Origin of the sequence: Luedemannella flava (assembly GCF_039528515.1) — a bacterium.
GTDB classification, from domain to species: domain Bacteria; phylum Actinomycetota; class Actinomycetes; order Mycobacteriales; family Micromonosporaceae; genus Luedemannella; species Luedemannella flava.
This window is the reverse complement of sequence record NZ_BAAALT010000013.1, coordinates 51,925-67,784: the sequence shown is the minus strand read 5'-3', so window position 1 is coordinate 67,784 and position 15,860 is coordinate 51,925. Positions and strand designations below refer to the sequence as shown.

Sequence of the window (15,860 nt, the reverse complement as noted above, 5' to 3'; positions counted from 1 at the left end):
GTGCCGTCGCGGTGGCCATCAGTCTGACCCTGGCTACCGTGTGACGCCCTCCTGGCGGGCCACCTCGGCGACGATCGCGGCGACCGCCGGGGCGACGCGGGGGTCGAGCGGCGAGGGCACGATCGCGCCGGCCGACAGTTCGTCGGCGACGATCGCGGCGATTGCGTCGGCGGCGGCGAGCTTCATGGCGTCGGTGACGCGGGTGGCCCGGGCGTCCAACGCGCCCCGGAAGATGCCCGGGAACGCCAGCACGTTGTTGATCTGGTTCGGGAAGTCGCTGCGCCCGGTGGCGACCACGGCCGCGTAGCGGGCCGCGACGTCCGGGTGCACCTCGGGGGTCGGGTTGGCCAGCGCGAAGATCGCCCCGCCGGGCGCCATGCCGGCCAGGGCCTCCTCGCCGATCGTGCCGCCCGACACGCCGACCAGCACGTCCGCGCCGCGCAACGCGTCGACGATGCCGCCGCGGACGCCGCGCGGGTTGGTGATCCCGGCGAGCGCGGCCTTCTCCGGGTCCAGGTCGCCCCGGTCACGGTGGATCACACCGCGCGAGTCGAGCACGACGACGTCGGTGGCGCCGCCGGTGAGCAGCATGCGGGCGACCGCGTTGCCGGCCGCGCCCGCGCCACTGACCACGATGCGCAGGTCGGCGACCTTGCGGTCGAGCACGACGGCGGCGTTGCGCAGCGCGGCCAGCACGACGATGGCCGTGCCGTGCTGGTCGTCGTGGAAGACCGGGATGTTGAGCGCGGCGTCGAGGCGACGCTCGATCTCGAAGCACCGGGGGGCGCTGATGTCCTCCAGGTTGATGCCGCCGAACGAGGGCGCCAGCGCGGTGACCGCCGCGATGATCTCCTCGGTGTCCTGCGTGTCGAGGCAGATCGGCACGGCGTCGACCTCGCCGAACTGCTTGAACAGGACCGCCTTGCCCTCCATCACGGGCAGGGCGGCGCGCGGGCCGATGTTGCCCAGCCCGAGCACGGCGCTGCCGTCGGTCACGACGGCCACGGCGTGCGCCACCCAGGTGTAGGTGTCGGCCAGGCTGGGGTCGGCGGCGATGGCCTCGCAGACCTGCGCGACCCCGGGGGTGTAGGCGATGGACAGGTCCTCGCGCGAGGCGAGGGCGACCGTCGAGGCGGTGGTCAGCTTGCCACCGCGATGGGCCTGGAAAATGGATGCGTCGTACGTCACGAGGGCTCCCACACACACGTCGACATTGACGATGAATCGCGACTTTTATTGCGATCGATGCGATTAGCGGGGGTCGCCCGTTTCCGTCCCCGAGCATAGCCGCCAGCGCAAGCGTGGCCACCACTGCAGCACGACCCGGGCCTCGATGTTCGCGACACCATAGCTGGTCGAGTCGGCCGAGGCATACGGGTTATCGCCGGCGAGCCACCACCCGTCACCCTCCCGACGCACCACCCGCTTGACCACAAGGAGGTCCGGCCGTGACCTAAATCGCGCCAGCACCACATCGCCCGGCCGTGGGGCGCGGCCACCGCGTCTGGCCAGCACCGCGTCGCCGTCGCGCAGTGTGGGCGCCATCGAAGGGCCTTTGACGAGTACGGCGAACACGACGCGCCTCCGTGCGTGGGCCACCCTGTCGAGGGGTAGGGTCCGGTAGGAGGATCATCGCAAACTTCCCATGGAGGGCCCTGATGCGGCTGCCACGCATTCTCACACCTCGCACCGTCGCGAGCGCCCACTGCGACCTGCCCTGCGGCGTCTACGACCCGGCGCAGGCCCGGATCGAGGCCGAGTCGGTCAAGGCGGTCATCGAGAAGTACCAGGCCAACGAGGACGTCGAGTTCCGCACCCGCGCCCTGATCATCAAGGAGCAGCGCGCGGAGCTGGTCAAGCACCACCTGTGGGTGCTGTGGACCGACTACTTCAAGGCCCCGCACTTCGAGAAGTACCCGCAGCTTCACCAGCTGTTCAACGAGGCGACCAAGCTCGCGGGCGCGGCGGGCGCCAAGGGCACCACCGACCTCGCCAAGGCCGAGGAGCTGCTCGCCAAGATCGACGAGATCGCGAAGATCTTCTGGGAGACGAAGCAGGGGTGAGTTCCCCGGTCGTCACCGTGCGGCGGGTACGTCCAACGGACGTGCCCGCCGTCGTCGCGATGGTCCACGAACTCGCCGAGTTCGAACGCGCCGCCGACCAGTGCTGGCTTACCGAGGACCAGCTCACGACGGCCCTGTTCGGCGACACGCCGGCCCTGTTCGGCCACGTGGCCGTCGACCCGTCGACGGACCAGATCGCCGGGTTCGCGCTGTGGTTCCTCAACTTCTCCACGTGGGCCGGCGTGCACGGCATCTATTTGGAGGACCTCTACGTCCGCCCGGCCGCCCGCGGCACCGGCGCCGGCCGCGCGCTGCTGCAGGCCCTCGCGGCGCTGTGCGTCGAGCGCGGCTACGCCCGGCTGGACTGGTGGGTCCTGCACTGGAACCCGGCCCGCGACTTCTACGCCGCCCTGGGCGCCGCCGCGATGGACGAGTGGATCCCGTACCGCCTCACCGGCGACGCCCTGCACGCCCTCGCGTCCGGGTAGGGACCGCCCGCCGGGCACGGATGGTGTAGACGCTGCCGGCAGCCGGGTGCTGGCCGCCTCCGCGGGCAGCGCTTAGATGACGACGGCCGTCGCCGGGGCCGCGACCGTGGCCGCGACAACCGCGGCCAGCCGCCAGCGGCGCCGAGAAGATCGGCACATGTCTTCCTGAAAGTCGCCCGCCCACATCGGATCTTGGGGGCTTCACCCTCCCTCCCATGGGCCGTGGACGCCCCCAAGATCCGCTAGGCGCGGTCAGGGGACGGTGATGGTGAGTGCGGCCTCGGCGGGGTGCCAGGCGAGGTGGGTGACGCGGCCGGCCGCGCCGAGGTCGGCTTCCGCCGTGCGGAGCAGCGCCAAGGTAGCCGCGTCGCCGGCCACCGTGACGACGTCGAACTCGGCGCGCATGGACAGCTTGCGCACCGACTTCTCCCGGCGGATCTGCCCGAGCGCCTCCGCGACCAGGGCGAACAGGCCGTCGTCAGCGGCGTCGCCGGCAGGCGTCGGCCAGGGGGCGCGGTGGACCGAGCCGTCATGCCACCACGACCACGCCTCCTCGGTCGCGTACGGCAGGACCGGGGCGAGCAGCCGCAGCAGCACGTCCAGGCCCGTCGCCAGCGCGGCGCGGGCCGAGTCGGCGGCCGGGCCGGAGCCGTAGGCACGGTCCTTGACCAGCTCGATGTAGTCGTCGCAGAACCGCCAGAAGAACGTCTCCGCGGCGACGAGCGCGGTGGTGTAGTCGTGGGCCGCCATCGCGTCGGTGGCGACACGCACCACACCGTCCAGCTCGGCGAGCATGGCGAGATCCAGTGGCTCCGTGGGTTCGCCGTCCGACAAAAGGCCCAGGACGAACTTCGTCGCGTTGAGGACCTTGGTGGCCAGGCGGCGGCCGACCTTCATCTGGCCCTCGTCGAGCGCCGTGTCCACGCCCGGGCGGCCGGACGCGGCCCAGTAGCGCACCCCGTCCGCGCCGAAGCGGTCCAGATAGTACGCCGGGCCGGTCTCGGCGTTGCCCTTCGACTTGGACAGCTTCTTGCGGTCCGGGTCGAGGATCCAGCCGGAGATCACGGCCGTGTGCCACGGCAGCGCCGCGGACTCGGCGCGGGCGCGGACCACGGTCGCGAACAGCCAGGTACGGATGATCTCGTGGGCCTGCGCCCGGTGGTCCATGGGGTACACCCGCGCGTACAGGTCCTCGTCCACGCACCAGCCGCCCGCGATCTGCGGGGTCAGCGAAGAGGTGGCCCACGTGTCCATCACGTCGGGGTCGGCCACGAACCCGCCCGGGACGCCCCGGTCGGCTTCGGCGAATCCGTCGGGCACGTCGGTCGTCGGGTCGACGGGCAGCCGCGACTCGTCCGGCGTGATCGGACGCTCATGGTCCGGCGAGCCGTCGGGCAGCACCGGGTACCACACCGGGAAGGGCACGCCGAAGAACCGCTGCCGGCTGATGAGCCAGTCGCCGACCAGGCCGCCGACCCAGTGCTCGTACCGGTGGCGCATGTAGTCGGGCACGAAGACGAGCTGCCGCCCGTACTCGAGAAGGTCCTGTCTGAGCCCGGCGTCGCGGCCGCCGTTGCGGATGTACCACTGACGGGTCGCGACGATCTCGAGCGGGCGCTCGCCGCGCTCGTAGAACTTCACCGGGTGCGTGATGGGCCGGGGCTCGCCGACGAGCGCGTCGCCCAGCATCCCGATGATCTCCCGCCGGGCGGCGTTGACGGTGCTGCCGGCGAGCCGCCCATACAACACGGGGTCCACATCGGACGGCGGCTCGGGCAGCAGCCGGCCGTCGCGGCCGATGATCACGCGGGTGGCCAGGTCCAGCTCGCGCCACCACGTCACGTCGGTCAGGTCACCGAACGTGCACACCATGGCGATGCCCGTGCCCTTGGCCGGGTCGGCCAGGTGGTGGGCGCGGATCGGCACCGCGACGCCGAACACCGGCGTGGTGGCCTGCCCGCCGACCAGCTCGCGGTAGCGCTCGTCGTCCGGGTGGCACACCAGGGCCACGCACGCGGGCAGCAACTCGGGCCGCGTCGTGTCGATCTCGATCGGCTCCCCGCCGGGTCCGCGGAAGACAATCCGGTGGTACGCCCCGGAGCGCTCCCGATCCTCGAGCTCGGCCTGGGCCACGGCGGTGGCGTAGGTCGTGTCCCATAACGTCGGCGCCTGCGCCGTGTAGGCCTCTCCCCGCGCCAGGGCACGCAGGAAGGCGCGCTGCGACGCGAGCCGGGCCTGCTCCCCGATCGTCGTGTACTGGTACGACCAGTCGAAACTCAGCCCGAGCCGGCGCCACAACGCCTCGTAGGCGCGCTCGTCCTCCTGGGTCAGCTCGCGGCACAGCGCCACGAAGTTCGGCCGGGACACCGGCGTCAGCTCGTCGCCCTTCGACGGCACGAAGTCGGGGTCGAACGGCAGCGACGGGTCGCAGCGCACGCCGAAGTGGTACTGCACCCGACGCTCGGTGGCCAGGCCGTTGTCGTCCCACCCGATCGGGTAGAACACGGCCTTGCCCCGCATCCGCTGGAAGCGGGCGATGATGTCGGTCTGCGTGTACGAGAAGACGTGCCCGATGTGCAGATCGCCGGATACGGTGGGCGGCGGCGTGTCGATCGAGTACACGTTGACGCGGTCAGCTGACCGGTCGAACGCGTACGTCCCCTCCTCCTGCCACCGGCGCGCCCAGGCCTCCTCCAGACCGTCCAGGCTGGGACGATCGGGGAGGCGGGACGCGCGACCCACCGTCTGCGTCATGGCAGCGAGGCTAGTCGCGCGGGCGGATCTCCACCCCTGAATTAGAAGTCGCCGCCGCCGAAGTCCCCGCCCCCGAAGTCGCCACCGCCGAAGTCCGAGGAGTAGTCGGAGCCGTAGTCGTAACCGCCGAAGTCGCCGCCGGCGTCGGCTGCGGCCTCCTGCTCACCGCCCGGGTCCCAGCCGTGATCCTCGGCATAGTCGAGGCCGTCCTGGAAGCCGTCGTCGTGGCCGGCCGAGAAGCCGCCGCCGTCCCAACCGAACAGGCCGGGGCTGAACAGCGCGTCCATGATCAGGTAGGAGCCGACGCCCCAGGCGCCCGCCACGAGGGCGGTCTTCCACCAGGGCTCCGAATACCACCCGCCGGGCACCGGGCGGCCCTGCACCATGCCGCCGGGGTGGTAGTACGGCGTGCGGTTGCTGTGCCGCGGCGAGGCGCGGAACGGCCGGCCCTCGATCTGGACCTCGTTCTCCTGGGTGATCTGGCCCGCCCGGCGCTGACCCGAAAGCGGCGGGATCTCCGGACCGGGGTCGAACCCCATGGCCACGCGCGCGGCCCGGATGTAGTTCAGGCCCTCCAGGGCGCTCTGCATCGCCAGCGCGAACTGCGCGGGCGTGGTCGCCCGGTCCATCTGGGCGCCGGCCGCGTTGTACCGCTCACCGGCGTCGACGAGCGCCTGCGCGATCGCCGGGTCGTCCCGCCTGGGCAGGTTCATGATCTGGCCGCCCAGGCGCTCGTACCACCGCAGCGCCTCTTCCCGTGCGTCGGCCAGCTCGCGCGCCCGCCGCTTGCGACCCCAGAACATGTGCCCTCCCTAGGTCCTCAGCCCACGGTACATACCCGTCGCACCCATGCCGCATGCTGAACTGGTGACCGAGGTGACACTGCTGCTGGTGGGGCTGGGTGTGGGTGTGGCCCTGGGGGTGCTGGCCGCCCGTTCGCGCGCCGCCGTCCAGGTGGCCCGGCTGGAGGCCACGCTCGCCGCGTCGCAGGCCGGCGAGGCGCGGCTGGAGCAGTCGATGCGCGCCCTGACGTTCGAGGCGACCGCCCAGTCCCAGGAGGCCGTCGCGCGCGCCGTCGCCCCGCTCCACGAAACCCTCCAGCGGTACGAGCAACGCGTCGCGGAACTCGAGCGCGCCCGCGTCGGGGCGTACTCGGAGCTGCGCACCCAGCTCGGCGCCGTGCAGGACGCGTCGACGGCGCTGCGCGCCGAGACGGGCCAGCTCGTCGCGGCGCTGCGCGCCCCGCAGGTGCGCGGGCGCTGGGGCGAGCACCAGCTGCGCCGGGTCGTCGAGGCCGCCGGCCTGCTGGAGCACTGCGACTTCGCCGAGCAGGTGTCGATCACCGGCGACCAGGGCGCCCAGCGCCCCGACCTGGTCGTCCAGCTCTACGGCGGCCGCCGCATCGTCGTCGACGCGAAGGCGCCGCTGGACGCCTACCTGTCCGCCATGGAGGCACGCGACCAGCGCGTCCGCGACCACCACCTCGACCAGCACGCCCGCCACCTGCGCACCCACGTGGAGTCGCTGGGCGGCAAGCGCTACTGGGCCTCGGTCGACCAGTCCCCGGAGTTCGTGGTCCTGTTCCTGCCCGCCGACCCGTTCCTCGACGCGGCGCTGGCCCGCGACGCGACGCTGCTGGAGCAGGCGTTCGCCCGCAACGTCGTGATCGCCACCCCGGCGACGCTGGTCGCCCTGCTGCGCACGATCGCGTTCACCTGGCGGCAGGAGGCGCTCACCGAGCACGCCGTCGAGGTGCACCGCCTCGGCCGCGAGCTTTACTCCCGCCTCGCCAGCCTGGCCGACCACCTGTCCAAAGTGGGCTCGTCGCTGTCCGGGGCGGTCACGGCGTACAACCGGGCGGTCGGGTCGCTGGAGTCGCGCGTGCTGGTCAGCGCCCGCCGCTTCGCGGACCTCGGGGTGACGGGCGAACCGCTGCCCACGCCGGCACAGGTGGAGCTCGCCCCCCGGCACCCCCAGGCCCCGGAACTGGTCGCCCCCGAGTCGTGACGGTCAGGACAACAGGAGGGGCGGGAGCACCAGCGCCGCGATCAACGCGATGATGAACAACAGCGGCACGAGGAACCCGAGGAACGCCCGCCGCCCACGTGTGCGCTCGAACTCGCGGATGGCCGCCCGGCCCTCGTCAGTGTCGCGCCGCCACCTGGGCTCCACCACGGCCGTGCCCGCCGCGATCGCGTCAGTCACGCGCTGCACATCCTCGGCGTGATAGACGGGCCGCGACGTGAAGCCCCACGTGAGATAGGTGGTTATCGTCCTGGTCCGTACGTCGTTGGCTGCGGCGACCGGGCTGATCATCCACACGCCCGGCCACGCGTGCCAGACCTCGTCCTGCTCGAGGTAGTCCTTGTCGCGCCCGCTGCCCTCGCCGCGCATGGCGAGGATCTCGGCAACGGACTTCGGCGCCGGAATGACCCGACCTTCGCCGTCCCCGTCACGATAGCCGGACATTCACCCATGCTATTGCGAGCGTACGACACCCACCGCCGCCGAATGATCACACTCAGCAACGCCGCCCATCCGACACCCGTATGCCGCCACCTGTGACCATCTGGCGGGACACACGGGTCCGGCGACCCGCCACATGTGAGCATGTGGCGGCGACCCCTTGGCGAGGTCGACGTGGCGGTGTACGTCAGAAGCGACCCGTTCGGCGGAACGGGTGACGGCCCGTCAGAGCCCGGGGTCAGCGGGCGGCGGCCTTCATGTCGCGCTTGAGTTCCTGGGGGAGGGAGAAGGTGATCTTCTCCTGCACCGTCATGATCTCGTCGACCTGGCCGAAGCCGCGGGCCGCGAGGTGGTCGAGGACCTGGGTGACCAGCTCGTCGGGGACGCTGGCGCCCGAGGTCAGGCCGACCGTCGTCGCGCCCTCGAGCCACTCGTCGGCGATCTCGGTCGCGTAGTCGACCAGGTAGCTGGCGCGCGCGCCGGCGTCCAGGGCCACGTCGCGCAGGCGCAGGGAGTTGGACGAGTTGGTGGAGCCCACCACGATCATCACGTCGCACTCGGCGGCGATCTGCTTGACGACCTGCTGGCGGTTCTGGGTGGCGTAGCAGATGTCGTCGCTGGGCGGCGACTGGAGCAGCGGCAGGCGCTCCTTGAGCCGGGCGACCGTCTCCATCGTCTCGTCGACCGACAGGGTGGTCTGGGACAGCCAGACGACCTTCTCCGGGTCGCGGACCTGGATCTTGTCGGCCTCGTCGGGGCCGTCGACGAGCTGCACGTGGGCGGGGGCCTCGCCGGCCGTGCCGATGACCTCTTCATGACCCTCGTGGCCGATGAGCAGGATGTCGTAGTCCTGCGCCGCGTACCGGCGGGCCTCGTGGTGGACCTTGGTGACCAGCGGGCAGGTCGCGTCGATCGCCTTCAGGTTCCGCTCGCGCGCCTGCTCGTAGACCTCGGGCGCCACGCCGTGCGCCGAGAAGATCACGGTGGCGCCCTCGGGCACCTCCTCGTTCTCCTCCACGAAGATCGCGCCCTGCGCCTCCAGGGTGGCCACGACATGCTTGTTGTGCACGATCTGCTTGCGCACGTAGATCGGGGCACCGTAGAGCTTGAGGGCCTCCTCCACGGTCTGCACCGCCCGGTCGACACCGGCGCAGTAGCCGCGGGGCTTGGCGAGGAGTACGCGCTTAGAGGTCACGACCCCATGGTACGGCCGTCCGCACGCCCCGCCAGACGAGCAGTGATCCGGGCCACCGTCGTACGCCGCCGATACGCTGACGCGGCGATGACGACACCCGAGAAGAAGAAGTCGACGGCCGAGGAGCCGTTCCCCGTCCGCGTGGTCAGCCAGATGATCTCCGCGTGGATCGCCCGGCTCGGCTGGGTGTGGGTGGAGGGCCAGGTGGCGCAGATCTCCCGGCGCCCGGGCACGAGCACGGTGTTCCTCACGCTGCGCGACCCGTCCGCCGAGATGAGCCTCACCGTCACCACCGGCCGCGACGTGCTCGACCTCGGCGCGCCCCAGCTCAGCGAGGGCGCCCGGATCGTGGCGCACGCCAAGCCGGACTTCTTCCCCGGGCGGGGCACGTTCTCCCTGCGGGCCGACGAGATCCGCCAGGTCGGGCTAGGCGAGTTGCTGGCCCGCCTCGAACAGCTCAAGAAGCTGCTCGCCGCCGAGGGCCTGTTCGACAAGGCGCGCAAACGGCGGCTGCCGTTCCTGCCGGGCACGATCGGGCTGGTCACGGGCCGGGCGAGCGCCGCCGAGCGCGACGTGCTCGACAATGCCCGCCGGCGCTGGCCGGCGGTGAAGTTCCGGGTGGTCAACACGGCCGTGCAGGGGCCGACCGCCGTGCCGCAGATCATCGACGCCCTGAAGGTCCTCGACGCGGACCCCGCGGTCGATGTGATCATCCTGGCCCGGGGCGGGGGCGGCGTGGAGGACCTGCTGCCCTTCTCCGACGAGGCGCTGTGCCGGGCGGTCTTCGGCTGCCGCACGCCGGTGATCTCGGCGATCGGGCACGAGACGGACGTCCCGCTGATCGACTTCGTGGCCGACGTCCGGGCGTCCACCCCGACCGACGCGGCCAAGCGCGTGGTGCCCGACCTGGCCGAGGAGCTGCGGCTGATCAGCCAGGCCCGGGGGCGCCTGCAGCGGGCGGTGCGCCACCAGATCGCCCGCGAGCAGCAGCGCCTCGACGCCGCGCGCTCCCGGCCCGTACTCGCGAATCCGCAGGCGATGGTGGCGCAACGCGCCGCGGACGTCGAGGCGCTGCGGCAGCGCGCGCACCGGACGCTGGGTCACCGGTTGGCGCGGGCCGACACGGAGCTGCACCACACCGTGGCGCGGCTGCGGGCGTTGTCGCCGGCCGCGACGCTGCGGCGCGGCTACGCGATCGTGCAGGACGCGGCCGGCGCGGTGGTGCGGGCGCCGGCGGACGTGGCGGCCGGGGACGCGCTGCGCGTGCGGCTGGCCGAGGGTGAGCTGGCCGCTAAGGTGGTCGGGACGTGAGGGACGGAGCGATGGAAGAGCTGAGCTACGAGCAGGCCCGCGCCGAGCTGGCCGGAGTCGTCGAGAAGCTGGAGGCCGGCGGCGCCACGCTGGAGGAGTCGCTGGCCCTCTGGGAGCGCGGCGAACACCTGGCGTCGGTGTGCCAGCGCTGGCTCGACGGCGCCCGTGCCCGCCTCGACGCGGCCACCTCCACCGACTGACCGCGCATCGGGCCACGGTGCATGAATCTTGGGGCCTTTAACGGCCCGTAGGAGGGTTGAGCCCTCAAGATCCATGCATCGGGACCTCAGGCGGCGGACAGCAGGGAGTAGAGGTCGGCGGGGGCCGGGACCGCGCCCTTGGGCTTCTCGATCGTGACGGGCTTGCCGACGTCGGTGAGGGTCAGCGTCACGTCGCTCGGCTTGCCGCCGATCTTGATGCCCTTGACCGTGAGGGTCGACAGAACGCCGTTGGCGATGGTCGCCTCGTAGGGCAGGGCCTTGGCCGAGGCGTCGGGCTTGGCCGCCGACGCCGGGTTGAGCAGCGCCGCGCCCTTCGACAGGTCGAGCGTGCCGTGGTAGACGTCGCCGCTCTTCTCGGCCGTCTGCACGCCCGCGGCCAGCACCGACAGGTCCGCCGACAGCCCCACGTCGAGCTGCTTGGACAGCGACGCCGGCACCTTCTTCGGGTCGATCCTGACCCACTTGCGGTTGAGGTCGCCGAGGACCGGGACGACGCCGGCGAGCGCGCCGAAGTCCACCTTCAGGTACGCCGTCTTGTCGACGCGGGTCGCGTCCATGACGACCGAGGCGCCCGAGGTGGGGTCGGAGATGTTCGCGTGGAACTGCGCGGAGCCCTTGCCGTCGACCGTGCCGCTGGAGATCTCCGTGCCCGCCTGGGCAGCCGCGAAGTGGTACGGCTTGCCGGACAGCGCGGCGATCGCGGCCGTCAGCTCGTTCTTGGCCGCGCCGGGCGGGGTGAGCGCGTTGCCCACGCCACCATCACCCTTGTCGCAGGCCGCCACGCCGAACGTGAGCAGCGCGGCGACGACCAGCCCGATGAGCGCGACCGGCCGGCGGCCGGCGCGGACCTGCTGCGACATGGAAACCTCCGGGGTCGGCGCGGATAGCCGAGTGTACGAGACGAGCTCCACGCCTTAGCGCAGGTCAGCGCAGCGCGCCGGCAAGAGTACGCAGAGTGGCTACCTCGGCGGAGCCCACCACGATGACGGTCCGGTCGGGACCGACGGAGACGAGCGCGTGCTCGTCGCCCCGGACCGTGTACACCTGCCAGGACAGGCCGGCCTCGTTCACCGTGCCCCGGCCCTCGCCGGCGGCGCCCAGCTCGTCGGCGACCAGCAGGTCCGCCGGCCGGTTGGACTGCACGAGCTGGATCTGGCCGTCGTCGGGGGCGAGGTAGCCGATCCGCAGCACGCCGCCGTCCGCGCCCGTCCGGTAGGCCGCGCTGACCGGGCGCCACCCGTCGGCCAGCCCGGCCGGCTCCAGCACCGGGAACGCCTTCGCGGCGCGGGCCTCGGCGTACGCGGGGGCGGTGTCGACAAGGACGACATCCTCCCCGCCGTAGAACCGGTAGATGCCCACGAAGATCGCCACGGGGATGAGCAGGACGACCATGGACCGGGCCATGTCGCGCCAGCCGCGCCCCGATCGACGGGGTCCGGCTGCGGGAAGATCTGCTGGTACGGGCGTCTGCGCGGAAGTCACGCCACCATAGTGACCGACCCGTCAGGGGCATCCGCCACCGGCCCGAAACCTTCCGATGGCACCATAGGGGAAAGCCGGGACGCTGCGTGTAAACGCTTTCCTACCGCACGCCGGTCACTGTCGACGCCCCGAGGAGGCCACTGATGTCCGCTTCACTCCCCCGCCGCGCCGAAGATCTCGACCGTAACCTCGCCCTCGAACTCGTCCGCGTCACGGAGGCCGCCGCCATGGCCGCTGGCCGGTGGGTGGGCCGGGGCGACAAGAACCGGGGTGACGGAGCGGCCGTCGACGCCATGCGCTCGCTGATCAACTCGCTGCCCATGCGCGGCGTCGTGGTCATCGGCGAGGGCGAGAAGGACGCCGCGCCGATGCTCTTCAACGGCGAGCACGTCGGCGACTGGCAGGGCGGCCCCGAGGTCGACGTGGCCGTCGACCCGATCGACGGCACCACGATGATGAGCAAGGGCATGCCCAACGCCCTGGCCGTGCTCGCGGTCGCCGAGCGCGGCGCGATGTTCGACCCGTCGGCCGTGTTCTACATGGAGAAGCTCGCCGTCGGGCCCGAGGCCGCCGGGGTCATCGACATCGAGGCGGGCGTGAAGGAGAACCTGCAGCGCATCGCCAAGGTGAAGCATTCGTCGGTGTCGGACGTGACCGTCTGCATCCTGGACCGTCCCCGCCACGCCGCGCTCATCAAGGAGGTCCGCGACGCGGGCGCGCGCATCCGGTTCATCCTCGACGGCGACATCGCGGGCGCGATCAGCGCGGCGCGCGAGACCACCGACGTCGACGTGCTCATGGGCATCGGCGGTACGCCGGAGGGCATCGTGGCGGCGTGCGCGCTCAAGTGCATGGGCGGCGAGATCCAGGCCAAGCTCTGGCCGCAGGACGGGGCCGAGCGCGAGCGGGCCATCGCGGCCGGCCACGACCTCGACCGGGTGCTCTCCACCAACGACCTGGTCCGTGGCGACAACGCCTTCTTCTGTGCGACCGGGGTGACCTCCGGTGACCTGCTGCGCGGCGTGCGCTACCGGGCCGGCGGGGCGTACACGCAGTCGATCGTGATGCGGTCCAAGAGCGGCACGATCCGGGTGATCGACTCGTGGCACCGCCTGGAGAAGCTGCGCCGTTACTCCCGGGTCGACTTCGACGCGCCGGCCGAGGCCGGGCTCGACGACGCGGCGCTGGACGACTGACGGCCGCGCCCCGCGACGCCGCGGGGCGCGGTCAGCCGGCGTCGGACGAGTGGCCCGGGAACAGGTGCGCGGCCGGGTTGATGATCGGGGCGGCGTTGTTGACCGCCGTGGCCGCCTCGCCGAAGCCTGTCGCGATGAGCCGCACCTTGCCCGGGTACTCCGTGATGTCGCCGGCCGCGAAGATGCGCGGCAGGTTCGTGACCATCGTCGAGTCCACGACGATGTGTCGGTGGTCGAGCGTGAGGCCCCAGTCGGCGAGCGGCCCGAGATCGGCGGTGAAGCCCAGGGCGGCGACGACCCCGTCGGCCGGCAGCGTCCTCGGCTCCTCGCCCTTGACGGTCACCTCCACAGCCGTCACGGCGCCGTCGCCGATGATGCGGGTGACCTGCGCGTTCACGAGGATGTCGACCGGCAGCGCGCGGACCTTCGCGACGGTGCCGGCGTGCGCGCGGAACGCGTCGCGGCGGTGCACGATCGTCACCGACTCCGCGATCGGCTGCAGCGCCAGCGCCCAGTCGAAGGCCGAGTCGCCGCCGCCCACGATCACCACGTGCTTGCCGGCCAGGACGTTGAGCTCGGGCACGAAGTAGACCAGCCCGGCGCCCGACCAGTCCGCGGCGCACGGCAGCGGGCGCGGCGTGAAGCTGCCCAGGCCCCCCGTGATGAGGATGGCGCCGCAGCGCAGCGTCTCGCCGTTGGAGAGGGTGAGCAGCGGGCGGCCGTCAGGGTCGCGGTCGAGGCCCTCCGCGCGCACGCCCAGAAGGTAGGTGGGCCGGAAGGGCGCGGCCTGGGCCACCAGGTTGGCGACCAGTTCCCGGCCGCGGATCGCGGGAAAGCCCGCGACGTCGTAGATGACCTTCTCCGGGTACATCGCCGTTATCTGGCCACCCGGCTCCGGCAGCGCGTCGATCACGACAGTGGAAAAGCCTCGAAAACCGGCATAGTACGCCGCGAACAGGCCCGAAGGCCCCGCCCCCACGATGACGAGATCAACGTCGCCCACGCGCGCCTCCACCACGATGTGTCGAGCACAGCTTGACGCAACGTTACGGGTGCGCCACGGCGGGCGGCAAGCTCCGTCGGGTGCGCACGAGCACCGCGGCGATGATCCCGCCGGCGAAGCCGAACAGGTGCGCCTGCCAGGACACCTGCGTGTTCGCGGGGTCGATCAGCAGGATCTGCCAGCCGTAGAGGACGGCGACCAGCAGACCCACGCCGATGTGCCACAGCCGGCGCTCCACGACACCGCGGGCGAGCAGCAGCCCCAGGTACCCGAAGATGACGCCGCTCGCGCCGACCACGATCGTGTTCTCCGGCGTGAGCAGCCACGTCCCGATGCCGCTGACGACGGCGATGACGAGAGTGCTGAGCAGGAAGCTGCGCCACCCGGCGGCGAGCACGAACGTGCCCAGCAGGATCAGTGGCGCGCTGTTGACCACGAGATGGTCCCAGCTCGCGTGCAGGAACGGCGCGAGGAGGATGCCGTCCAGCCCGTCGAGGCGGCGCGGGCGGATGCCGCCGACGCGCAGCAACGCCCCGCCGGTGAGCCGGTCGCCCAGCTCGACGACGGCGAGGATCGGCACGAGGGCGCACATGGCCACGAAGGCCCGCCCGATGGCGGCGTAGAAGGCGGGGGTCCCGAACCGGTCCGCCGAATCGGCAACCGGCTCACGTCCAGGGACGTGAGCCGGTTCCGAGGAATCCTCGATCGTCACGTGGTCAGAGCTACCACGCCCGCGTCGGGACCTGCTAGTACCAACCGGTCGGACATCGCCCCCGGCGATGCCTAATACCAACCGGTCGGACATCGCCTCCGGCGACGCCTAATACCAACCGGTTGCTACCGAGTGGTCCCAAGCCTTACACGGCGTGCCGTAGCGGCCCTTGATGTAGCCCAGGCCCCACTTGATCTGCGTCGCCGGGTTGGTCCGCCAGTCGTCGCCCTCGCTGGCCATCTTGCTGCCGGGCAGCGCCTGCGGGATGCCGTACGCCCCGGAGGAGGTGTTCTCGGCGGTGGTCCGCCAGTTGCTCTCCTTGTTCCAGAGCTTGTTCAGGCACGGCATCTGGTCGAGCCCGAAGCCCTTCTTGAGCAGCTCGGCACAGCCGATCGCGCGGTTGCCCGTGTAGTCGTCGCACGAGGACGGGATCGGGCCGTAGTCCGGGGGCTCCCGGTTCTCCGACCGGCTCGCCGCCTGGGCCCGCTCGGCCAGCTCGTTGGCCTTCTTGGCCTTGGCGGCCTGGTCCTTGGCCTCCGCGGCCGCCTTGTCGAGCGCGGCCTGCACGGCCGGGTCGAGGCCGGCGCGCGCGTCGTACAGCTTGGACTGGTCCAGGGCCGCGATGTCGGACTCGACGTCGTAGCGGGACTCCTGGGCGGCCACCTTGGCCGCGTGCTGCCGGTATATGCCGAGATAACCGCCGCCGGCCGCGCCGACGAGCAGCAGCAGGACCGCCAGCGCCCGCGGGGCGACGCTGGTCTTGGCGTGACGGTTGGGGGATGTACGTGCCGTGGAGCGTCGGCGTTGTGGCCGGGCCACGAACTTTCCCTTCGCCGGGGACAGGGACGCGACACGCCCTCTGTAGTGCGTCGCGAGGGCGGTCGCGGGCCGCGGCCTCCGGAAGGAGTCTCAGCGGCCCGTCGACCACCCTCGCGCAGCAACCGTCACGCCGGCACGTCGAAGTGACTT

The 15,860-nt window shown here is 71.8% G+C and carries 17 protein-coding genes; 6 read left to right on the top strand and 11 right to left on the bottom strand.

Annotated features, from left to right (window positions below; translation table 11 throughout):
- Positions 1-33 precede the first annotated feature (33 nt).
- Positions 34-1,188 carry an NAD(P)-dependent malic enzyme gene (locus ABD211_RS03520; RefSeq protein ID WP_344126128.1) on the bottom strand — a complete coding sequence of 385 codons (1,155 nt, stop codon included), beginning with the start codon at positions 1,186-1,188 and terminating at the stop codon, positions 34-36.
- A gap of 63 nt (positions 1,189-1,251) precedes the next feature.
- Positions 1,252-1,575: a S24/S26 family peptidase gene (locus ABD211_RS03515; RefSeq protein WP_425560331.1), complete on the bottom strand. Its 324-nt coding sequence runs from the start codon at positions 1,573-1,575 to the stop codon at positions 1,252-1,254.
- Between the two features lie 83 nt (positions 1,576-1,658).
- Here ABD211_RS03515 and sodN point away from each other — a divergent pair, with 83 nt between their 5' ends.
- Positions 1,659-2,063 carry a superoxide dismutase, Ni gene (gene sodN, locus ABD211_RS03510; RefSeq protein WP_344126123.1) on the top strand — a complete coding sequence of 135 codons (405 nt, stop codon included), beginning with the start codon at positions 1,659-1,661 and terminating at the stop codon, positions 2,061-2,063.
- 59 nt (positions 2,064-2,122) lie between these two features.
- On the top strand, positions 2,123-2,551 hold the full coding sequence (locus ABD211_RS03505; protein WP_425560335.1) for a GNAT family N-acetyltransferase: 429 nt from the start codon (positions 2,123-2,125) through the stop codon (positions 2,549-2,551).
- A 252-nt stretch (positions 2,552-2,803) separates the two neighbouring features.
- On the opposite strand, the gene valS is transcribed toward ABD211_RS03505, so the two are convergent.
- Complete coding sequence (gene valS / locus ABD211_RS03500; protein ID WP_344126119.1) at positions 2,804-5,305, bottom strand: valine--tRNA ligase; 2,502 nt, start codon at positions 5,303-5,305, stop codon at positions 2,804-2,806.
- Positions 5,306-5,346: 41 nt separating this feature from the next.
- On the bottom strand, positions 5,347-6,108 hold the full coding sequence (locus ABD211_RS03495; RefSeq protein ID WP_344126117.1) for a hypothetical protein: 762 nt from the start codon (positions 6,106-6,108) through the stop codon (positions 5,347-5,349).
- 46 nt (positions 6,109-6,154) lie between these two features.
- Between ABD211_RS03495 and ABD211_RS03490 the strand changes: the two genes are divergently transcribed.
- Positions 6,155-7,312: a DNA recombination protein RmuC gene (locus tag ABD211_RS03490; RefSeq protein ID WP_344126115.1), complete on the top strand. Its 1,158-nt coding sequence runs from the start codon at positions 6,155-6,157 to the stop codon at positions 7,310-7,312.
- 3 nt (positions 7,313-7,315) lie between these two features.
- Here ABD211_RS03490 and ABD211_RS03485 read toward each other — a convergent pair whose 3' ends face one another.
- Positions 7,316-7,774, bottom strand: coding sequence for a hypothetical protein (locus ABD211_RS03485; protein ID WP_344126113.1), 459 nt, complete (start codon positions 7,772-7,774; stop codon positions 7,316-7,318).
- Positions 7,775-8,009: 235 nt separating this feature from the next.
- The gene (locus ABD211_RS03480; protein WP_344126111.1) at positions 8,010-8,966 is read right to left on the bottom strand and encodes a 4-hydroxy-3-methylbut-2-enyl diphosphate reductase; all 957 of its coding nucleotides are present in this window, start codon (positions 8,964-8,966) and stop codon (positions 8,010-8,012) included.
- A gap of 87 nt (positions 8,967-9,053) precedes the next feature.
- Here ABD211_RS03480 and xseA point away from each other — a divergent pair, with 87 nt between their 5' ends.
- On the top strand, positions 9,054-10,277 hold the full coding sequence (gene xseA, locus ABD211_RS03475) for an exodeoxyribonuclease VII large subunit (RefSeq protein ID WP_344126109.1): 1,224 nt from the start codon (positions 9,054-9,056) through the stop codon (positions 10,275-10,277).
- A gap of 11 nt (positions 10,278-10,288) precedes the next feature.
- A complete protein-coding gene (locus tag ABD211_RS03470; RefSeq protein ID WP_344126176.1) occupies positions 10,289-10,477 on the top strand; it encodes an exodeoxyribonuclease VII small subunit in 189 nt (62 codons plus the stop codon).
- Between the two features lie 86 nt (positions 10,478-10,563).
- Here the strand turns inward: ABD211_RS03470 and ABD211_RS03465 are convergent, their stop codons facing one another.
- On the bottom strand, positions 10,564-11,358 hold the full coding sequence (locus ABD211_RS03465) for a hypothetical protein (RefSeq protein WP_344126107.1): 795 nt from the start codon (positions 11,356-11,358) through the stop codon (positions 10,564-10,566).
- A 64-nt stretch (positions 11,359-11,422) separates the two neighbouring features.
- Positions 11,423-11,980, bottom strand: coding sequence for a DUF4245 domain-containing protein (locus ABD211_RS03460; RefSeq protein ID WP_344126105.1), 558 nt, complete (start codon positions 11,978-11,980; stop codon positions 11,423-11,425).
- 143 nt (positions 11,981-12,123) lie between these two features.
- On the opposite strand from ABD211_RS03460, the gene glpX reads away from it, so the two are divergent.
- Positions 12,124-13,176 (top strand): class II fructose-bisphosphatase, encoded by a 1,053-nt coding sequence (gene glpX / locus ABD211_RS03455; RefSeq protein WP_344126103.1) that lies wholly within the window; start codon positions 12,124-12,126, stop codon positions 13,174-13,176.
- A gap of 31 nt (positions 13,177-13,207) precedes the next feature.
- Here the strand turns inward: glpX and ABD211_RS03450 are convergent, their stop codons facing one another.
- The 3 genes from ABD211_RS03450 to ABD211_RS03440 form a co-directional block, all read right to left on the bottom strand.
- Positions 13,208-14,179, bottom strand: coding sequence for an NAD(P)/FAD-dependent oxidoreductase (locus ABD211_RS03450; RefSeq protein WP_344126100.1), 972 nt, complete (start codon positions 14,177-14,179; stop codon positions 13,208-13,210).
- 43 nt (positions 14,180-14,222) lie between these two features.
- Positions 14,223-14,891 carry a rhomboid family intramembrane serine protease gene (locus tag ABD211_RS03445; protein ID WP_425560330.1) on the bottom strand — a complete coding sequence of 223 codons (669 nt, stop codon included), beginning with the start codon at positions 14,889-14,891 and terminating at the stop codon, positions 14,223-14,225.
- Between the two features lie 108 nt (positions 14,892-14,999).
- Positions 15,000-15,629, bottom strand: coding sequence for an aggregation-promoting factor C-terminal-like domain-containing protein (locus ABD211_RS03440; protein WP_344126172.1), 630 nt, complete (start codon positions 15,627-15,629; stop codon positions 15,000-15,002).
- Between the last annotated feature and the right edge of the window lie 231 nt (positions 15,630-15,860).